We start from the raw sequence: 17,578 nt of genomic DNA on the forward strand, positions 1-17,578 counted from the left end.
AAAATCTTGGATTGTTTTGAGTGTCTTGTAGTTTTATCGCGAGATTTCGGGGGTATAGCTCAGCTGGGAGAGCGCTTGCATGGCATGCAAGAGGTCAGCGGTTCGATCCCGCTTATCTCCACCAAGCATTTAAAATAGTTGTTGTTGTAGTCCAGGTCCCCATCGTCTAGAGGCCTAGGACATCACCCTTTCACGGTGAGTACGGGGGTTCGAATCCCCCTGGGGACGCCAGATTCTTCTGGCAGAAGTAAAGCTGTATGATGTTGTGTTACGCGATGTATTTGGAGCGGTAGTTCAGTTGGTTAGAATATCGGCCTGTCACGCCGAGGGTCGCGGGTTCGAGTCCCGTCCGTTCCGCCAAGACAAATAAAAAGCCCCCTTAATCGGGGGCTTTTTCTTGATAAAAAATAATTCTTTATACGTTTTCCGCCTCTTTACTGAATGTTTATTTGGTTGCAGTAGGCGCAGGCGTTATGTAATTTGCATTTAAATCAGTTGGACCCCCAAAATTAGCTCCCGCTCCTACAGAGCTATTTACGTTAACCGATGGATAGGTGGGGGTAAATTGCATTGATTTTGATGTTAGGTTTGCAGGGGCATTGGCTGTACTGCTGGCGCCGCTAGTGCTATTGCTGGGATTAGTTTGTGTTGAGGTCTTCGCACCTGACGTCGTACTGGTAGAAGGCTTTGCTGTAGAGCTAATCGAATTAGCTGTATTTGCGGTGGCGGTTGTTTTAGTGGTTGAGGAAGTTATTGCGGACTTCTGAGCTGCAGCAGTCTCAACTGTGGCAGTTTTTTGTGCAGCAGCTTTTTGTGCTGCAGTAGTTTTTTGTGCAGCAGCGGCAGCGGCAGCAGCTTTTTGTGCAGCAGCGGCAGCGGCAGCAGCTTTTTGTGCAGCAGCATTTTGAGCGGCAATATCAGTGGTGGTGGAGCTTGTTGCTGCTATAGCAAGAATAGGGGAGAGGATGCATAGGTAACCAGCAGTTATGTATTGGAAAAGTTTGCAATAATGCATGGTTACCTCAATTCAGATTGGGGACATCAAAATTACCACTAAGGCGTTTCAAAAGTATAAGCGTTTTAGCGTGAACCGTGCGCGCATCAAATAGCTCATACTCCGCCTCTCTGAGCTGTAAAACGGCCTGTATACCAACTTTCTTGGAAGTTTTAGTAACGCTATAGGCTAAATTAGCTCTCTCTAGGCGCTCTTTAGCCGCTTCATATTGCAAATAAGTTTGGTTAAGTTCTGTGATCACTCTAGTTTTAGTGGCCACTAAGTTAACCTCCTGTTCTGCAATCGAATTGGATCCCGCGATGACATCAGAATCGATCATGAAGCCATTACCTATAGGTATGGATAATAAAAAACTAAACGATTTTTGAGCGCCATAATCAAGTCCGCCTGTAGAGTAAGAGGGCGTTTCAGTATAGTAAATACCGGGCATTAGATCGACCCCTTTACTGGCTTTAATCGTCTCTAAATTAGCAGTTGCAGAATCTATTGAAGCCTTTCCTTGGCGTACATCAGTTCTTTTTTCCAATCCTTCTGAAACCAACGTCTTCACATTAAAATTTTCTGGCGGCATATTTAATGTGCCCACAGGCAATGGCAATTCTTTCTCGGCATTGCCAACAAAACTCACCAAAGTGTATGAATAATATTTAAGGTCATTACTAAGAACGCCCTGAGCAACCTGAAACTCTGCCTTGTTTCTTGAGGCCTCATCAGATGCAAACGGCTTGAGTCGATCAATTGCAGCTTGATAAGACTGCCACAGTAATTTAGTGCGTAAGGCATCTATGTAAGCAAAAATTGCCTGGGTTTCAACAGACTTGCTTTCCGTTAAGGCTTCGGCCATTTGGCGATTCAGGTCAGCTTGTGCTTGAGCTTCCCTGGCGGAGCGCTTACCCCAACCCTCAACAGTAATAGAGGCACCGTAAGTATTTGAGGAGGGATTTGTATATCCAACGTATGGCGTTTGGGTATACATACTGCCGCGTACATAGGTCAAAATTGGGCTTATATAGGGTCGACCTGCTTGCTTTGCAACTGAGGCCGCAGAATCAGAATTTAGATTTTTTATCTTGATGGTTGGGTTATCCAAATTCACCTCGCCAATGTAGGCAGAAAGCGCTATTGGTCGGAATTGGGTGTTGCTTGAGTGGAAGACGGGAAGTGATTGAGCCCCGGCTTGTGTGTCATAGAGTAAGGCTAAAAAAATACAGGTAAAAAAATTTGAGGGCATTTGCATTGCTTAACTCTCATTACGATTTCTAATTATTAAGCTAGAGGTATTAAGATTCGTTTCTCTTGAGATCTCTTCTTTTTTGATGGATTGCGCTATGAAGTTAATGGTTTCATTGGCTACAATCTCGCGCTCATTATCAACAGTAATTATGTGATATGAGTTTCCCAGCCAAATCGTACGTCTAGTCTCGGATGAAATGGAATTAAGAATCAAGTCAGGATTTTTGGGGGAAGCCGTTTCATCGTCAACTGCATGAATAATCAAAACATCTGAATTAATGGAAGGTAGGTCTTTTTTGGTTTCTTTAATTAATTTTAAAGACTCAATCAAATGCCTTGCAGGTAAATGTGCCGCCCCAAGCTCGCTGACGCTGTTGGCTTCCACAGCTTTCTTGATGCGCTTTCGCATTTCGAGGTTTTTTACTCCGTACGGGGCTGTTTCCTTGTAATGCCAATTTCGAATACCCAGAAAATATATAGCCTTAAGAAGAGGGTAATACCAGGGGACTGACCATCCATCAAAAATAAGCACTGGTGAAAGTAAGCTCAAGCTTTGAATATTTGAATTGCGCTCTGCAACAGCCAGGGAAAGGGTTGCGCCCATACTGAGCCCCACTAGCGATACTGATGTATGCATTTGCATCAAATCAATAACAAATTGCTCCACATCATCAATCCAGTTTTTATAGGATGTAATGCCGGTATGCGCAGAGTAACCCTTAATCCGGGGAATGGCGTAGCTATATCCTGATTGCTTCAGTAATCTAGGAATGGCGCCCATTTCTAGTTCGGACCCGCATAACCCAGGTAACAGAACAACAGCATGCCCATTGCTTCCCTGCTGAAATAGAAGGCAGCGGTCGGAATTTAGTATTGGATCAGTCATTCGACAATATTCTGTTTTAATGATTTGTTGTTATATTATTAACCATGAAAATTAATAACGCTAAGCGCTGGGCAAAGCCCGGTCTCGAAGGCTATTTTGCAGCTTTTTGCGGAGTTTGTATTGCGTTTGCAATTAGGTATACCCTGCATCCTTTTTTGCAAAGCAATTTGCCTATGACAGTTTTCATACTAAACACTATCGTTATTGCACTATTTTATGGTTACCTACCTAGCGTTTTAACAATTGCTATCTCCATTCCGTTAGCGTTCTTTTTCTTTGTTCCGCCATTTGATTCTTTTGAAACGCCGACTGCCCAGGATTCGTTTGTTTTTGCTTCCTATATTCTTATCGCCTTTATAGCGGTGGGGGTTGTTGAATGGCTACAAAGAGAGCGCTATAGGGCCATCCTTATCTCCAGGGTAAGTAATAGTAATTTTCAAATGCTCAGTCAGGCTAGCGTTTATCTCAAGAAAGAGCGCGATTCTAGCTAAAATACCTCTATTTAGCTGTTTTTAACTGGCTAGGACGGTGCATGCATCAAAAACCGTTAAATTGTGTGACAATCTCAGATGGATGTACATCAAATTATTAATTACTCTTTTTGGGCTAGGCTTATCTTTCACCGCATCTAGTGCGGGGTTAGGCTTTAATCCATTTCAAAAGTCATTATCTCCGACGTCTCCAAGCGGAGCCGCTCAGAAGCCGCCCCCCGTTACTCAGCCGTCGCCAAACACTCAACCGAACAAGCCACCTGCGCCAGTTTTGGTTCCCACTGCTAAGCCCGAGAAACAATCAAAAAAATAAACTTGTACTTCAATCATTTTAGATTGATGTTAATTACAAGTCTGGAGTAAATAAAACTACTTTTTCGTAGGGGTACTAATTGATGCAGCCATCGCATCAAAGTAAATTACTTTCACTTGCTCGCCCACATTGATATCCGCCAATAGAGCAGGGTTCTTTACTGTAACAGTGGTGATCTTGCCGCTGGGGCCCTTAACGGAAACCAGTTTTTTCTCGCGATTCACTTCCACAATATCAGCGATGATGGTTGTTTTATTGGTGATCGTCTCAGATGGCTTTTCATCAGCCTTAGATTTGGTTACTGTATTGGTTTCAACCTTTGAGCGAACACCATCACTTTTAGTCTTAATTAACTCAATAGCTACAGCGAGTTCATAACTTACGCTAACTCGATCACCTTTTTTGATCTGTGCAAAGTTGGTGATGTCAGGACCGGCAACAAACTTGGATTCGCCCTCCTTGTTTTTAAAGATAATGGTGCGAGTCTTCTTGTCGATCTTCACTACTTCACCTTCATATAGCTGGTAACGATTGTCAGTTACAGCAGCATCGATCACTGTTGGCTTGGCTGCTGGCGTAGATTGAGCAAAAGCCGAAGAGGATCCAATAAAAAGGGTTGCAATAATCAAGGCGACCGGGGCAAATTTAGTATTCATTATTTTCCTTGTATGTAAAAGGTACTAAATTCAATCTTAGTCTATTTTGAGAGCTAAATTGGCCCCTAAAGTCAGATATTCGTTGATGAGGCTTAAATAGTTATCTTTTGTTAATATCTCCCATCACATTGTTTTGCCTCATTTTGTCTACAAGGAATGTAAATGCCACAATTCGCTGCCAATCTCACCATGCTTTTTAATGAAGTGCCGTTTATGGAGCGGTTTGAAAAAGCAGCGAAGTCTGGATTTCAGGCTGTGGAATTTCTGTTTCCTTACGCTTTTTCTGCTGAAGATATCAAGCAAAATCTAGAGCAAAATAGACTCAAATTAGTTCTTCATAATTTACCTGCTGGTGATTGGGATGCAGGCGAACGCGGCATTGCCTGTTTGCCAGATCGTGTCGCAGAGTTTCAGGAGGGCGTTGCTAATGCTATTCAGTATGCAAAAGCGCTTGATGTTAAGCAGTTAAATTGTTTGGCTGGAAAAATTCCCGCCGGTGCTGATAAAGAGTTATTGCATAAAACATTTATTTCAAACTTACGTTATGCGGCCAGCGCCCTTAAAGATGTCAATATCAAACTTCTGATAGAGCCAATCAATACATTCGATATTCCTGGATTTTATTTATTCAGAACGCAGCAGGCCTTAGATATTCTCGATGAGGTGGGTTCAGATAATTTATTTATTCAGTATGACATCTACCATGCCCAGCGCATGGAAGGTGAGCTGTGCAAAACTATAGGAACCAATCTTTCTAAAATCGCTCACATTCAATTGGCGGATAACCCCGGCAGAAATGAGCCAGGTACTGGAGAAATTAATTACCCGCATCTATTTCAGTTCATTGATAGCATTGGTTATCGTGGCTGGATTGGTTGCGAATATAAGCCAGCATCTAATACCGAAGCAGGATTAGGTTGGATTAAAAGTCTAAATAAATAACAATACGGAGACATTATGAGTAAGCAATTAAAGCTAGGATTTGTTGGTCTAGGAATAATGGGTGCGCCCATGGCAGGCCATTTAGTTAATGCAGGGCACGAAGTTTTTATCAACACTCGCAGCAAGGTGCCGGAAGGACTAGCGTCTTCATCTGCGGTCCAATGCTCCTCACCTCAAGAAGTTGCTAGCAAAGCCGACATTATTTTTACTATGGTCCCAGACACTCCTGATGTTGAGAAGGTGCTATTTGGTGACAACGGAATAGCTTCTGGTCTTACCAAAGGGAAGGTTGTTGTTGATATGAGCTCCATATCACCAATTTCTACTAAAGAGTTTGCTAAGAAAATTAACGCATTAGGTTGCGATTACTTGGATGCCCCAGTTTCTGGCGGTGAGCTTGGTGCAAAAAATGCGACCCTCTCAATCATGGTTGGCGGAGATGAGGATGTCTTTGAGAAAGTGAAGCCTGTATTTGAGTTGATGGGCAAAAATATTAATCTCGTGGGTGGAAATGGAGATGGTCAAACCGCTAAGGTGGCCAACCAAATCATTGTTGCCTTGAATATTGAGGCTGTAGCAGAAGCACTCTTGTTTGCTTCTAAGGCTGGCGCAGATCCTGCAAAGGTGCGTCAGGCTTTAATGGGCGGTTTTGCTAGCTCCAAGATCCTAGAGGTGCATGGCGAAAGAATGGTTAAGCGCACATTTGATCCTGGTTTCAGAATTGAATTGCATCAAAAAGATTTGAACCTCGCTCTCAATAGTGCGAGAGCTCTGGGTGTCTCATTGCCAAATACGGCAACAGCACAGGAATTATTTAATTCATGCGCAGCTCATGGTGGTAAATCCTGGGATCACTCAGCAATGGTGCGCGCTTTAGAGAAGCTTGCAAATTTTGAAATTGGGCAAAAGGCATAAGCACTCACATGCCTTCAACTTTAGTAGTCTATTTGCATGGTTTTCGCTCCTCCCCAAGATCGAGTAAAGCGATCTTGACGGGGGATGCAATAAAAGCATTATCCACATTAGAGAATCAAATTGAGTGGTATTGCCCTCAGTTGTTAGCTTCACCAAAGGCCAGCATGGATATGGTGATACAGCATATTGAAGCATCAACTCATGATCACTTAGTGGTTATCGGATCCTCTTTGGGTGGCTACTACACCAACTACTTGGCCGAAAAATTTGGCTGTAAAGCTGTCATTCTTAACCCGGCAGTCAGAGCGCCAAAAGAGTTGGCGCCGCATGTTGGAATGCTAACCTCATACGATACCAACGAGCCTTACGATTTTCGTCCAGAATATATTGATGAACTAAAGGCGCTACAGGTTGAATCTATTAGCAACCCGTCGCGCTACTTTCTGATCGCCGCAAAAGGTGACGAGCTCCTGGATTGGCAGGAAATGGTTGATTTCTACAAGGGTTCAGAGCATTTGGTGCTTGATGGGGGTGACCATGGTATTTCAGATTACCCAGTTCATTTGCCCAAAGTTCTGAATTTCATTTCTAGATAGTGGATTGATTGCTGCTCGCTTCTTCTGTAAGATGATCTAAACGGCAGCAGCTCATTTGCGCTACCTAGAAAGGAGAGTTTGTGCTGAGCATCTTGAAATTAGACGCAGGTGGAATTCCCCAGGGCTGGGTTAATGCAGAAGAAGCCACCAAACAATATGCTGATAGAAGCGTTTTGTGGACTTTAGGTGACCCCATTTTTCAAATGCGCGGTGGCATTTCGAGATCTACTGGCAAGCAGTCCATTATCGAATTGCACTCCATCATTGCGGTAAAGGGCAGTGCCAAGATTAATCTCTTTGATGTGGTTCCCGTCATTACAAAACATAAACTGTTCAAGCGTGATCGCGGACTATGTGCTTATTGTGGTGACCCCATACACGAAAACCAAGCTGAAGCCGAGCACATCATACCCAATAGTCGTGGTGGTAAATATAGCTGGATGAACTTAGTCATCTCGTGCAGGCCTTGTAATCAACGCAAGGGTAATCGCATACCAGAGCAAGCGGGCATGTCCTTGTTGTATACGCCATATTTACCCAGTCTTTATGAAGACATGATTCTAAAAGGGCGCAACATTTTGGCCGATCAAATGGACTTCCTTGCAGCTAATCTCCCTAAAAATAGCCGACTTTTAGAGAGTCTGCTCTGAGCCCAAGAATAGGGCGGTGTAATTTTTTTCATCTTCCCAAGATACATTCCATCAGAATCATCCTTGCAGCTTTGCTGCTATCGGTATTAGGGCATCTCATTCTTTTTTTTGGACTTCCATTTATCTCTTTTTCTGAACCTGCGCCAATCGCAGATGACTTAATTATTAGGACCGATCTAAAAGTAGATCCTCCAAAGAAGATTCAAATTACAAAAGCCCCAAAGAAGATTCCAAAGAAATCTGAATCGACCAACGTGGCTGAAGGCTTAAAGTTAACTACAACCGGTCAGCAGGGTGGCGACTCCAATCTGGCGGGCGTAGCTTTTAAATTACCCGAGTCAGGCATCATTTATTACGACTCATATGTGGATGGTCAAAAGTACCAAACCGGTGAGATCGATTGGATGGTCGATGGCAATAACTATCGCCTCTATATCAATATCCCGTATGCATTTGTTGGCCCATTTGTTTTTGAATCTCGTGGCTCGGTTGATTCCTATGGAATAGCCCCAATTCTCTATTGGTCACAACGGGGTTCAAAACCCCCTCGTTATTCGCGCTTCGATCGAAATGAAAGTGGGCGAGGGCGGATGTTCTTCTCTGAGAAACCTGAGTTCACCCCTGAAATATTGCCTGGAACCCAAGATCGCTTCAGTTTAATGTTCCAGTTAGCCTCACTATTAAATGGAGATAGCAAATTGGATGAGGCAGGGTCAATTCGGCAAATACCGGTGGTTGACTACAACACACTGGAGATGTGGAACTTTAAAAGCTATGGTGAAACGACTTCGGAGGATATTCCCAGTCTAGGCAAGGCTGTAAACCGTCATTACGCCTTAATGCAACGAGAAAACGACCCTTACAAGCGCCAGGTAGACATCTGGCTTGCAAAAGACCTTGAGTGGCTACCAGGGCGTATTCGCTCTCAAGAGTCGAACGGAAGGGTGCTTGAGCTGGTTTTCAAGCAAAAGAACCCTATTGCAACTGTAGTTACGCCTTAATTTTAAAAGCCAGATCCAGATCTTGGGTTTTGATTATTGTGACCTAGCAGTGCACCCATCATTGTGTACAAGGCAGCGCCTGACATTGATACTGCAAAAATCCCTGAAAAAGAGATGATGATGGGCAGAATGCGCCACTGCTCTGATAGCTTGTAATCACCATATCCAACAGTGGTATACATTTCACCGGCAAAGTAAAAGGTTTGTGGGTTGGTCGGGAACACCTTTAAGGCTACGCAAATATAGGCCCAGACTACGATTTCAGCTAAATGGATAGCAATAACTAAGAGTATGGCCACGAAATACGACAGAAAGCTTGCCCCAACAATGCGCCGTCTGGTCATGACTTCATCGATTGCATGAAATGCACCAGCAATACCTAGAACGGCAACCGCATGAACGGCCAGCATCAGGCATGCGCTTACAACAATCACCCAGATCTGACCATTGCCCATATCTGTATTGATCTCATTAAATAGGGTTCCAAAGCTAGGAAGGTCAGTATTTTGAAAAAGGCTAAGCATGGTATTTTTTAGAGGATTGGATTACAGATATATCTTATTTGACATAATAATGATTATACGCAGATAGTCATATCAGGATTTAGGTTGCCCAAGAACTTTTGGCGCTACATAAGGCTGTTTATAAAGCTTCTGCCAACGTGAACTCAAGCCCTCAGCAATCCATGGTTTTTCATAAATCAGTGCTATATCGATAGCAGTAAATCCTTGCGAGTTACGCACCTGCAGATCAGCTCCTTTATCAAGCAATAACTTAACCAATGCTTCATTACCGGACTGAACCGCCATCATTAATGGCGTTGTATTGCTTGGGCTAAGTGCGTCAACAATAGCTCCATTGGCGAGTAAATATTGAGCGACCTCTAGATGGCCTCTCGCGCATGCGTAATGCAAAGGAGTCCAGCCTATGTGATTAATTTGAGCCTTTTGTATCTGTATAAGCCTCTTTACAAGGGGTAAATTGCCTTCAATGGATGCAATCATGAGTGGAGTTTCACCAAACTTATTGGAAATATCCACATCAGTAGTCTTATTAGTCAGCAGAAACGTGATGACATCCTCGGACTTGTCCTTAATTGCTAGATTCAGCATTAATTCTCCCTTGGCATCGAGTGAATTTGGGTTAACGCCTTTAGATACCAGTGATCTTACGGTCGAGACATCATTAAATTTGGCGGCTTTTGCAAAATCTGCAATGTCGCCGTCTGATTGGGCTAAAGCGAAGTTATTTAAGCCGAATAAAAAGCTTAAAATATAGGCCATTATCTTAATTTTATTTCTCATGAAAACTTTCTATCTATTTGAAAGCATTCATAAAAATTATTTGTAGTTTGCTTTGCTATGTCTTCAACGGATATGCCCTTAAGATCGGCAATAAATTCACCTACCTTAGATACCCACGCAGGCTCATTTGTTTTGCCACGATATGGAATGGGAGCCAAATAAGGCGAATCTGTCTCAATGAGCATTCTGTTTAAGGGCACCTGCTTACAGGTTTCTTGTAGTTCTTTAGCGCTTTTGAATGTCACAATGCCTGAAAAAGAGATGAAAAACCCCATTTCCATGGCTGCCTTTGCAACCTCGTAGGACTCGGTAAAGCAATGCATTACCCCACCAATTTGTTGGGCGCCCTCCTCTTTGAGGATTTTGATAGTGTCCTCGGAGGCGGCCCTTGTATGGATGATAAGAGGCTTCTTAGATGCGATAGAAGCTCTGATATGGGTTCTAAATCGTGCTCTTTGCCATTCCATGGACTCATAACTGCGATCACCCATGCGGAAGTAATCGAGCCCTGTTTCGCCAATTGCAACGATTTTAGGGTGCTTTAAAGCCGTCTCAACCAGAAAATCAAAGGTAGGTTCAGGAGTGTCTTCGTAATCAGGGTGAACACCAACCGAAGCGAAGAGGTTGGCATGATCTTGTGCTAATTTAAGTACATTAGGAAAGTCCGGCAAATCAACCGATACACACAAAGCGTGACTTACTTTGGCCGACTGCATATTGCTCAATACTTCCGTTAAACGGGATTGAAATTCCGGGAAATCGAGGTGGCAATGGGAGTCTATGAACATGACTCGTTATTTTAGACTGCCTGGGTTGATTCTATGAGCCAAAAATCTGTTGGTATTGGGAAAGCAATGCTTCTAACTGGATGCGGTTGGCTAGAGGATGATTTTCATGGCGACGAGCCTGTACCAGAGACTTCCATAGCTGGAGCATTCTTTGAACGTTCGCTGCTTTTGAAAGGCCCTGAAGCGTTGATATGTGCTTTGGGTAATAGCGTGGTGCACCACCTTGGGCAACTGACTGCAAATCTGAAACCCAGCGTTGCATGCTTGCCAAAAGAAAGCCATATTGAGCCTTGTATGTCTTCTCAGCTGCATCTAGCCAATTCATTCCCGCACCCTGAGCCATCGATTGCAATAAGTAGCGTGATGCCTGAATTGATATTGTGAGCTCATCCTTCTCATCTTTATTGTGTCTTGCGATCAAAGAGCTCAACACTGAAAATGGCGCCCCGCCCTGCTCATCGTAAATGGTTTCGACATCCCCATCATTTACTTTTAGGCCATCAATATTAATCAATTGGGTTTTTAGCCAAGCCAATCCTTGCTCGCGATCAGGGCGTGGTGCAGTCAGAAGTCGGCAGCGCGATCTAATCGTAGGTAAGACGCGATCAACACGATCAGCTAACAATATAAAGATGGTGTTGGCTGGAGGCTCTTCTAGAGATTTTAATAAAGTGTTAGCGGAGTCCGTGCGTAACATTTCTAATGGATAAATCAATATCACTCGATTACCGCCACGATGCGAGCCAATTGAAAGGTTTTCTATGGCATGACGGGTTTCTTCAATGGAGATATTTTTCTTTTCCTTTTTTTCGCTTGAATCACTGTCATCGTCACGTGCCGTTTTACCTCTTTTAGGTGTTTCGTCACCCTCATAATCAGCGTGAGGTAGGAGCCTTCGATGCGTTTCAGGAACTAAAGCAATAAAGTCCGGATGGTTACCCGTATCAAACCAGTGGCAGGCCTCGCATTGATTGCAGGGTTTTATTGCTGCATTTGAATTCTCGCAAAGAAGTGCCTTAGCAAGCTCAACAGAGAACGCAAACTTGCCGATACCAGACTGGCCATGCAGCAAAATCGCATTGGGAAAGTTGGCAAAATCCAAGCTTTCCCACAATGGTTTAAGCCAAGGCGCCATCAGATTATCTTGTTCCACTTAAATTGCAATCTGAATAAGTTTCAGACCATCCCAAATAGCTTCAGGGGTTTTCGTAGCATCGACTAGATGAAAGCGTGATGAATCATCCTTGGCTCTTCGCAGGTATTCCTGACGAACTCTTTCAAAAAAATCTAGATCCATCTTTTCAAATTTATCTGGAGCACGAACCTTGGAGCGACGGGCCTCTGCAACCTCACCAGGTAAGTCAAATAGGATTGTTAAGTTGGGTTGCAAAAGAGAGCCGTCGGGGCGACCCTGAACCCAGCGCTCCAAATCATTTAACTTTGCCAAGCTCAAGCCGCGACCACCACCTTGGTAGGCGAAGCTAGCATCTGTAAAGCGGTCTGAAATCACAATCTTTCCTGCCGACAGCGCTGGCTCAATGACCTGTGCAATATGCTCGCGACGTGCAGCAAACATTAATAAGGCCTCGGTCTCCAAATTCATGGGGGCATCTAAAAGTAGATTGCGCAATTGCTCGCCCAAACCAGTTCCACCGGGTTCACGTGTCATCACCACCTCTTTCTTTGGGTAGCGCTCTTGCATTAAATTTCTAAACGCATCGACGTGCGTACTCTTTCCTGCGCCGTCAATGCCTTCGAAACTAATGAAATATCCGTTTTGTGCTGATGTCATAGTCAAATAAATTTAGTTGGTGCTATTTCCGGGCGCAATTTTGCGTTGATATCGATTTACTGCTGACTCATGCTCTTTTAGGTTTTGTGAAAAGTGGCTACTACCATCGCCCTTTGCCACAAAAAATAAGGCGTCGCTTTTAGCGGGATGCGCAGCTGCCAAAATAGACTCTTTACTGGCCATTGCGATGGGGCTGGGAGGTAAACCTTTGTGCATATAGGTATTGTAGGCAGTGTCTTTACGTAAATCCGCTTTCCGTAAATTTCCATCAAATTTAGGGCCTATTCCGTAGATAACCGTGGGATCGGTTTGAAGAGGCATTCCTTTATTGAGTCTATTTATAAATACCGCAGAAATCATATCCCGATCGCTTGCGCGGCCAGTTTCCTTTTCGATAATGGAAGAGAGAATCAGAAGCTCATAGGGTGTTTTGAGGGGAAGCCCAGCTTCTTTTTGGTCCCAAGCCAGATTTAGTTGCTTTTGCATGGCTTGTGCCGCTTTGCGATAAATATTTAAATCCGGCTCATCTGGATCAAATACGTAGGTATCAGGAAGAAAAAGTCCTTCGTCACTGGGGTAGCTAAAATTGAGGGATTGCAGCAAGTCCTTATTGCTCATACCCTTGGTTTGATGGATAAGAGCTGGGTGCATATCGATGATGCCCCGCAGTTGCCAAATTGTCATGCCTGGAATAATCGCAATATTCTCCCTCACTCGATCGCCGCGTGCAATTTGTAGCAACACTTTGCCGAGACTTCCTCCCGCTGGGAGCATATACGTGCCTGGCTTTAGTTTTGATCCTACGAAAAGACTTCTAGCCCCTACCTGCATAGTGAATTTATTGATCGATAAGCCTTGTTCACCCAACTGATCGGCAATGCTTGAAAGGCTGGAATTAGGATTAATCTTTACTTTATAAACAAGTGCACTATCGACATTGGGGGTACTGGGCACCACTGGCAATAAAAAAATTACACCGTAAATTAGACCTAGAAAGATTACCAGAAGGGTCAACCAATACTTTAGACCTCGATCTTTTGACTTTTTCTTAATAAATAGGGATCTGCTCTGAATTTTTCTGCTCATCAGGCTATGATAAAAGGGTCATGATAAATAACCCCAAAATTGAGCAAAACTGGCTAAATAACCCCACTTCCCTACCCTGCAATTTGCCGCAGTGGGGATTGGTCCTGGTTGAGGGCTCAGACGCTGCAAGTTTTTTACAAAATCAATTAACAAATTCAGTATTGGGGCTTAACCGGACTCCACCCAGTCAAATAGCCCAAAATTTTTCGGGTGTCCGCCTAGTAGGTTATTGCAGCCCCAAAGGAAGACTGCTAGCAAGCGCATGGCTTGGATTGTTTCCATCTGGCGAGAACACTGATGATCGCTTTGCTTTATTTATTTCAAAAGATATTGCCGCAAGTACGGCAAAACGTTTATCCATGTTTGTTTTGCGCTCAAAGGTTAAGATTATCGATGTATCCGAGGATTGGATTATCTCTGGACTACATGGTTCTGAGGAGCAGATTGTCGAATTTAAGCTTGATCCCAGCGCTATAGCTTTACGCATGCCAGATGTTTTGGCAAACAATCAATCGGTTGCCCGTCTTTTATTTGCAATACCTGTTGATAGGCAAGCAAGTGCACGCGATTCTAGTGAAATGCTTCAAACATGGAATGAGCTTGAGGTCTTAAGTGCCATCCCTAGAATTGTTCAAGCAACACAGGAGCAATTTGTACCACAAATGATTAATTTTGAATCTGTAGCTGGGGTAGATTTTAAAAAAGGGTGTTATCCAGGCCAAGAAATCGTTGCTCGTAGTCAATATCGCGGCGCCATCAAACGTAGACTACAAATTGCCCATATAGATAAAAGTAGTTCAGATGAAAACTTGGCAATGCCGGGCGTTGAACTTTTCCACTCCAATGATCCCTCCCAGCCATCAGGAATGGTAGTTTTATCTGCACATTCTCCAGAGGATAAGCAGCGTATTGACCTTCAGATCGAGTGCAAGTTAGAGGCGCTTGAAAATGGGGAAATTCATCTTGGTAGCCCTGAAGGACCTGTGTTAAAAATAGATTTATTGCCCTACCCTTTGCTCGAAATTTAATAGTCCTTATGTGCCTTATTCTCTTCGCTTGGAATTCTCACCCAGAATATTCGCTGGTGGTAGCAGCGAACCGTGATGAGTTTTATGAACGCAATACCGATGGCGTTTCTTGGTGGTCTGAACATCCTCATGTTTTAGCAGGCAGAGATCGCGCCGATGTATTGGGGAGTCCTGGCACCTGGCTTGGATTTACCAAGACCGGCAAATTTGCAGCCTTAACGAATGTTAGGGCGCCTAGCGAGAAAAATCCCGATTCTAGAACGCGTGGTGAACTATCTTTGATGTACCTCACCGGCAATGAGCGCCCCTCCGAATTTATTCAGGGTAATGCAAAACGTTTTCAGCAATACAACGGCTTCAATCTTTTAATGGCGGATTTAAGTGACCCTGCCAATGCCGAAATGCATTGGGTCAGCAATCGTATGATGATGGGGCAAAGTATTCGTCCACGCAAAGTTTTTCCACAGCAGACGTTAGAGCCAGGAGTTTATGGTTTGTCCAATGCCATGCTCGATACCCCGTGGCCAAAAGTAAATCATCGTGTGGCCGCATTTGCTCAGGCTTTGGCTATGGATCAAGGACAGCTTAAAAATGCAGATCCATATTTAAAGCTATTGGCGGATACCCATCACGCCAGTGATAACGAACTTCCTAGCACTGGGGTTAGTCGTGAGTGGGAGAAGGCACTCTCTCCCGCATTTATTAAAACTCCCGCTTATGGGACGCGCTCAAGTACAGTTTTGCGGGTGCGGAAAGATGGTCAGTTTGAGATGGTGGAGCGTCGCTTTGATGCTTCAGGAACTGTAGGCCATGACGTTGTTACAGGTGCCCTTAGCTCTGCATCAGATTCAAATTTATCCGTTTAGGATTATTCAGAGCGACCATCATTGTTTATAACTCGGTCACCATCCGCATTGCGAGTTGCTAAGCGCTTAAGGTACTTGAAGGTACCGGTAGACATGCAGCAAATTTCACCTTGATCGTTGTAAAGCTTGGCCTCGCAAAAAGCCATCGTTGCAGTTCTGCGAACGGTATCAGCCTTGACCCTCAACACGCCGGTTGCAGCTTGCATGAAATTATTCTTCATCTCAATGGTCACCACGCTACGATCACCGGGATCGCCGGAACGTGCTGCAACGGCCATAGCTACATCCATTAGCGTTAACAACACACCTCCATGTGCTACTTCCCAGGTGTTGTTGTGCTCGGGTTTGAGGGCTAGCAAAATCTCCCCTTTGCCCATTTCAGCGCTTAAACAACGAACACCTAAAAGCTTTAAAAAAGGCACATTCAATTCCTCGCCTAAATTAGCTAACTGGGTCTGTGGGTTCATTTGGACTTGTTTGTTCATAGATTAATTTTAGAGCCATGCACGTGATTTAGTAAATCCACCTAGAATACCTCTATGGCCTTTACTTTACGCGGCGAAGATGCCTGCCAAGCAACTCTCCCCACCCCGATACCCAATCCCTACTGGGTCGCATTTTCACCCTCTTCCGCCAAATTGGTGGGTATCGACCTGGACGAAAATAATTTGCCCGTAGATAAAACATGGCTAGAGGTATTGTCTGGTAACGGTTTAAATACAGCCAACCATCAATTTCCAAATCCTATGGCAACAGCCTATAGCGGACATCAATTTGGGGTATGGGCTGGTCAACTGGGTGATGGGCGGGCAATATTGTTAGGCGATATTGCTGGACAAGAGTTACAGCTCAAAGGAGCTGGGATAACGCGATTCTCCCGCATGGGTGATGGTCGCGCTGTATTGCGCTCATCTATAAGAGAATTCTTATGCAGCGAGTCAATGCATGCTTTGGGAATTCCAACTACAAGAGCGCTATCAATTGTTGGCTCAGACATGCCTGTCAGAAGGGAAACCTTAGAGACTGCAGCCGTTTGTGCTCGCTTGGCGCCAAGCTTTATTCGGGTTGGACACTTTGAGCATTACGCTTCACTACAAAACCATGCAAGGTTAAAAGAGCTCGCAGATTACCTCATAGAAATACATTACCCAGAATCCCTGCAGGCTAACGAGCCCTATTTAGATTTATTCAAAAGAATTAGTGCACGCAATGCCAAATTAGTCGCTCAATGGCAGGCTGTGGGCTTTTGTCATGGGGTTCTCAATAGTGACAATATCAGCGTACTTGGATTGACTATTGACTATGGCCCTTTTGGATTTTTAGACCAGTTTCAGATCGATCATATTTGCAACCATAGCGATCAAGGTGGTCGTTATGCCTACCATCGTCAACCACAAATCATGCATTGGAATATGGCATGCTTGGCCAGCGCTATTATTCCACTGCTCGAGCTCCGCCATAGCGAAAAAGAAGCGCAAGAGCAATTACGGGCTGCCCTTGAAGAGTTTCCGATAATTTATGCGCAAACTTGGCAATCGTTATTTCGTAATAAATTAGGATTTAGTACTGAGCAAGATGGAGACGTCGCCCTGATTGAACGGTTATTGCAGGCAATGCATGATTCGAAGGTGGATTTCACGAACTTCTTTCGCAACCTTGGAAGGGTTAACTCAAACCTTTCTATTTCGCAGATTACCTTAAGAGATGATTTTATGGACCGTGATGCAATTGATCTTTGGTTCGTTGATTATTTAGCTCGCTTACAGAGTGAATCTAGCAATGATTCAGAGCGATACCTAGCAATGAATCGAGTCAACCCAAAATACATACTGCGAAATCATCTTGCACAGTTTGCCATTGAGCTGGCGCAGAAAAAAGACTTTTCTGAAGCATCAAAGCTTCTTAAGGTTTTAAGTAGCCCCTTTGATGAACAGCCAGAATTTGCCTCTTACTCGCTAGCTCCACCACCAGATATGGATATGGTCGAAGTAAGCTGTTCCTCATAAATGTTCATTA

The 17,578-nt window shown here is 44.0% G+C and carries 21 protein-coding genes and 3 tRNA genes; 12 read left to right on the forward strand and 12 right to left on the reverse strand.

Annotation, left to right across the window (positions count from 1 at the left end):
* Positions 1-48: 48 nt before the first annotated feature.
* The 3 genes from FD963_RS05555 to FD963_RS05565 all read left to right on the forward strand — a co-directional run bounded on the left by FD963_RS05555 (position 49) and on the right by FD963_RS05565 (position 360).
* Positions 49-124 (forward strand) — tRNA-Ala (locus tag FD963_RS05555).
* Positions 125-155: 31 nt separating this feature from the next.
* Positions 156-231: transfer RNA gene (locus tag FD963_RS05560), tRNA-Glu, on the forward strand.
* Positions 232-283: 52 nt separating this feature from the next.
* Positions 284-360, forward strand: a tRNA-Asp gene (locus FD963_RS05565).
* Positions 361-445: 85 nt separating this feature from the next.
* Here the strand turns inward: FD963_RS05565 and FD963_RS05570 are convergent.
* From FD963_RS05570 to FD963_RS05580, 3 genes are read right to left on the reverse strand one after another with little or no spacing between them, the layout of a single operon-like run.
* A complete protein-coding gene (locus FD963_RS05570; protein ID WP_215360929.1) occupies positions 446-1,015 on the reverse strand; it encodes a hypothetical protein in 570 nt (189 codons plus the stop codon).
* A gap of 7 nt (positions 1,016-1,022) precedes the next feature.
* A complete protein-coding gene (locus FD963_RS05575; RefSeq protein ID WP_215360932.1) occupies positions 1,023-2,246 on the reverse strand; it encodes a TolC family protein in 1,224 nt (407 codons plus the stop codon).
* Positions 2,247-2,255: 9 nt separating this feature from the next.
* Complete coding sequence (locus tag FD963_RS05580; protein ID WP_215360935.1) at positions 2,256-3,134, reverse strand: carboxylesterase; 879 nt, start codon at positions 3,132-3,134, stop codon at positions 2,256-2,258.
* 44 nt (positions 3,135-3,178) lie between these two features.
* On the opposite strand from FD963_RS05580, the gene FD963_RS05585 reads away from it, so the two are divergent.
* Positions 3,179-3,625, forward strand: a complete 447-nt coding sequence (locus tag FD963_RS05585; protein ID WP_215360937.1) for a DUF4118 domain-containing protein — start codon at positions 3,179-3,181, stop codon at positions 3,623-3,625.
* A gap of 369 nt (positions 3,626-3,994) precedes the next feature.
* On the opposite strand, the gene FD963_RS05590 is transcribed toward FD963_RS05585, so the two are convergent.
* Positions 3,995-4,594: a hypothetical protein gene (locus FD963_RS05590; protein WP_215360940.1), complete on the reverse strand. Its 600-nt coding sequence runs from the start codon at positions 4,592-4,594 to the stop codon at positions 3,995-3,997.
* 162 nt (positions 4,595-4,756) lie between these two features.
* Between FD963_RS05590 and hyi the strand changes: the two genes are divergently transcribed.
* The 5 genes from hyi to FD963_RS05615 all read left to right on the forward strand — a co-directional run bounded on the left by hyi (position 4,757) and on the right by FD963_RS05615 (position 8,698).
* Entirely contained in the window at positions 4,757-5,536 is a 780-nt protein-coding gene (gene hyi / locus FD963_RS05595) for a hydroxypyruvate isomerase (RefSeq protein WP_215360942.1), read from the forward strand.
* Between the two features lie 15 nt (positions 5,537-5,551).
* Positions 5,552-6,451: a 2-hydroxy-3-oxopropionate reductase gene (glxR, locus tag FD963_RS05600; RefSeq protein ID WP_371818464.1), complete on the forward strand. Its 900-nt coding sequence runs from the start codon at positions 5,552-5,554 to the stop codon at positions 6,449-6,451.
* Positions 6,452-6,459: 8 nt separating this feature from the next.
* Positions 6,460-7,047 carry a YqiA/YcfP family alpha/beta fold hydrolase gene (locus FD963_RS05605; protein ID WP_215360943.1) on the forward strand — a complete coding sequence of 196 codons (588 nt, stop codon included), beginning with the start codon at positions 6,460-6,462 and terminating at the stop codon, positions 7,045-7,047.
* Between the two features lie 80 nt (positions 7,048-7,127).
* The gene (locus tag FD963_RS05610; RefSeq protein ID WP_371818465.1) at positions 7,128-7,697 is read left to right on the forward strand and encodes an HNH endonuclease; all 570 of its coding nucleotides are present in this window, start codon (positions 7,128-7,130) and stop codon (positions 7,695-7,697) included.
* A 71-nt stretch (positions 7,698-7,768) separates the two neighbouring features.
* Positions 7,769-8,698 (forward strand): DUF3108 domain-containing protein, encoded by a 930-nt coding sequence (locus tag FD963_RS05615; RefSeq protein ID WP_251367193.1) that lies wholly within the window; start codon positions 7,769-7,771, stop codon positions 8,696-8,698.
* 2 nt (positions 8,699-8,700) lie between these two features.
* Here FD963_RS05615 and FD963_RS05620 read toward each other — a convergent pair whose 3' ends face one another.
* The 7 genes from FD963_RS05620 to FD963_RS10385 all read right to left on the reverse strand — a co-directional run bounded on the left by FD963_RS05620 (position 8,701) and on the right by FD963_RS10385 (position 14,029).
* Entirely contained in the window at positions 8,701-9,222 is a 522-nt protein-coding gene (locus FD963_RS05620) for an ion channel (protein ID WP_215360945.1), read from the reverse strand.
* A 72-nt stretch (positions 9,223-9,294) separates the two neighbouring features.
* Positions 9,295-9,981 carry an ankyrin repeat domain-containing protein gene (locus FD963_RS05625; RefSeq protein ID WP_251367194.1) on the reverse strand — a complete coding sequence of 229 codons (687 nt, stop codon included), beginning with the start codon at positions 9,979-9,981 and terminating at the stop codon, positions 9,295-9,297.
* Between the two features lie 17 nt (positions 9,982-9,998).
* Complete coding sequence (locus FD963_RS05630; protein ID WP_215360951.1) at positions 9,999-10,790, reverse strand: TatD family hydrolase; 792 nt, start codon at positions 10,788-10,790, stop codon at positions 9,999-10,001.
* Between the two features lie 31 nt (positions 10,791-10,821).
* The gene (locus FD963_RS05635; protein ID WP_215360954.1) at positions 10,822-11,943 is read right to left on the reverse strand and encodes a DNA polymerase III subunit delta'; all 1,122 of its coding nucleotides are present in this window, start codon (positions 11,941-11,943) and stop codon (positions 10,822-10,824) included.
* Entirely contained in the window at positions 11,944-12,582 is a 639-nt protein-coding gene (tmk, locus tag FD963_RS05640; RefSeq protein WP_215360957.1) for a dTMP kinase, read from the reverse strand.
* A 12-nt stretch (positions 12,583-12,594) separates the two neighbouring features.
* Entirely contained in the window at positions 12,595-13,536 is a 942-nt protein-coding gene (mltG, locus tag FD963_RS05645) for an endolytic transglycosylase MltG (RefSeq protein ID WP_251367195.1), read from the reverse strand.
* A gap of 358 nt (positions 13,537-13,894) precedes the next feature.
* Complete coding sequence (locus FD963_RS10385; protein WP_256442823.1) at positions 13,895-14,029, reverse strand: hypothetical protein; 135 nt, start codon at positions 14,027-14,029, stop codon at positions 13,895-13,897.
* Between FD963_RS10385 and FD963_RS05650 the strand changes: the two genes are divergently transcribed.
* Both FD963_RS05650 and FD963_RS05655 read left to right on the forward strand, forming a co-directional pair.
* Positions 14,028-14,696, forward strand: coding sequence for a folate-binding protein YgfZ (locus FD963_RS05650; protein WP_251367196.1), 669 nt, complete (start codon positions 14,028-14,030; stop codon positions 14,694-14,696). The genes FD963_RS10385 and FD963_RS05650 overlap by 2 nt on opposite strands.
* Before the next feature lie 8 nt (positions 14,697-14,704).
* Positions 14,705-15,562, forward strand: a complete 858-nt coding sequence (locus FD963_RS05655) for an NRDE family protein (RefSeq protein WP_215356799.1) — start codon at positions 14,705-14,707, stop codon at positions 15,560-15,562.
* Between the two features lie 2 nt (positions 15,563-15,564).
* Here the strand turns inward: FD963_RS05655 and FD963_RS05660 are convergent, their stop codons facing one another.
* The gene (locus FD963_RS05660) at positions 15,565-16,047 is read right to left on the reverse strand and encodes a PaaI family thioesterase (protein ID WP_215360972.1); all 483 of its coding nucleotides are present in this window, start codon (positions 16,045-16,047) and stop codon (positions 15,565-15,567) included.
* 54 nt (positions 16,048-16,101) lie between these two features.
* On the opposite strand from FD963_RS05660, the gene FD963_RS05665 reads away from it, so the two are divergent.
* Entirely contained in the window at positions 16,102-17,568 is a 1,467-nt protein-coding gene (locus FD963_RS05665) for a YdiU family protein (RefSeq protein ID WP_215360980.1), read from the forward strand.
* Positions 17,569-17,578: the final 10 nt, after the last annotated feature.

Source organism: Polynucleobacter sp. JS-JIR-II-50 (assembly GCF_018687895.1).
Taxonomy (GTDB): Bacteria; Pseudomonadota; Gammaproteobacteria; order Burkholderiales; family Burkholderiaceae; genus Polynucleobacter.

Bases quoted from the DNA above. Each gene is read 5' to 3' on its own strand.
- FD963_RS05620 (WP_215360945.1), bottom strand. From the start codon at position 9,222: ATGCTTAGCCTTTTTCAAAATACTGACCTTCCTAGCTTTGGAACCCTA.
- tmk (WP_215360957.1), bottom strand. From the start codon at position 12,582: ATGACATCAGCACAAAACGGATATTTCATTAGTTTCGAAGGCATTGAC.
- FD963_RS05660 (WP_215360972.1), bottom strand. From the start codon at position 16,047: ATGAACAAACAAGTCCAAATGAACCCACAGACCCAGTTAGCTAATTTA.
- FD963_RS10385 (WP_256442823.1), bottom strand. From the start codon at position 14,029: ATGGATAAACGTTTTGCCGTACTTGCGGCAATATCTTTTGAAATAAAT.
- FD963_RS05605 (WP_215360943.1), top strand. From the start codon at position 6,460: ATGCCTTCAACTTTAGTAGTCTATTTGCATGGTTTTCGCTCCTCCCCA.
- FD963_RS05655 (WP_215356799.1), top strand. From the start codon at position 14,705: ATGTGCCTTATTCTCTTCGCTTGGAATTCTCACCCAGAATATTCGCTG.
- FD963_RS05570 (WP_215360929.1), bottom strand. From the start codon at position 1,015: ATGCATTATTGCAAACTTTTCCAATACATAACTGCTGGTTACCTATGC.
- FD963_RS05650 (WP_251367196.1), top strand. From the start codon at position 14,028: ATGTTTGTTTTGCGCTCAAAGGTTAAGATTATCGATGTATCCGAGGAT.
- FD963_RS05625 (WP_251367194.1), bottom strand. From the start codon at position 9,981: ATGGCCTATATTTTAAGCTTTTTATTCGGCTTAAATAACTTCGCTTTA.
- glxR (WP_371818464.1), top strand. From the start codon at position 5,552: ATGAGTAAGCAATTAAAGCTAGGATTTGTTGGTCTAGGAATAATGGGT.
- FD963_RS05665 (WP_215360980.1), top strand. From the start codon at position 16,102: ATGGCCTTTACTTTACGCGGCGAAGATGCCTGCCAAGCAACTCTCCCC.
- FD963_RS05580 (WP_215360935.1), bottom strand. From the start codon at position 3,134: ATGACTGATCCAATACTAAATTCCGACCGCTGCCTTCTATTTCAGCAG.
- hyi (WP_215360942.1), top strand. From the start codon at position 4,757: ATGCCACAATTCGCTGCCAATCTCACCATGCTTTTTAATGAAGTGCCG.
- FD963_RS05630 (WP_215360951.1), bottom strand. From the start codon at position 10,790: ATGTTCATAGACTCCCATTGCCACCTCGATTTCCCGGAATTTCAATCC.
- FD963_RS05590 (WP_215360940.1), bottom strand. From the start codon at position 4,594: ATGAATACTAAATTTGCCCCGGTCGCCTTGATTATTGCAACCCTTTTT.
- FD963_RS05575 (WP_215360932.1), bottom strand. From the start codon at position 2,246: ATGCCCTCAAATTTTTTTACCTGTATTTTTTTAGCCTTACTCTATGAC.
- FD963_RS05585 (WP_215360937.1), top strand. From the start codon at position 3,179: ATGAAAATTAATAACGCTAAGCGCTGGGCAAAGCCCGGTCTCGAAGGC.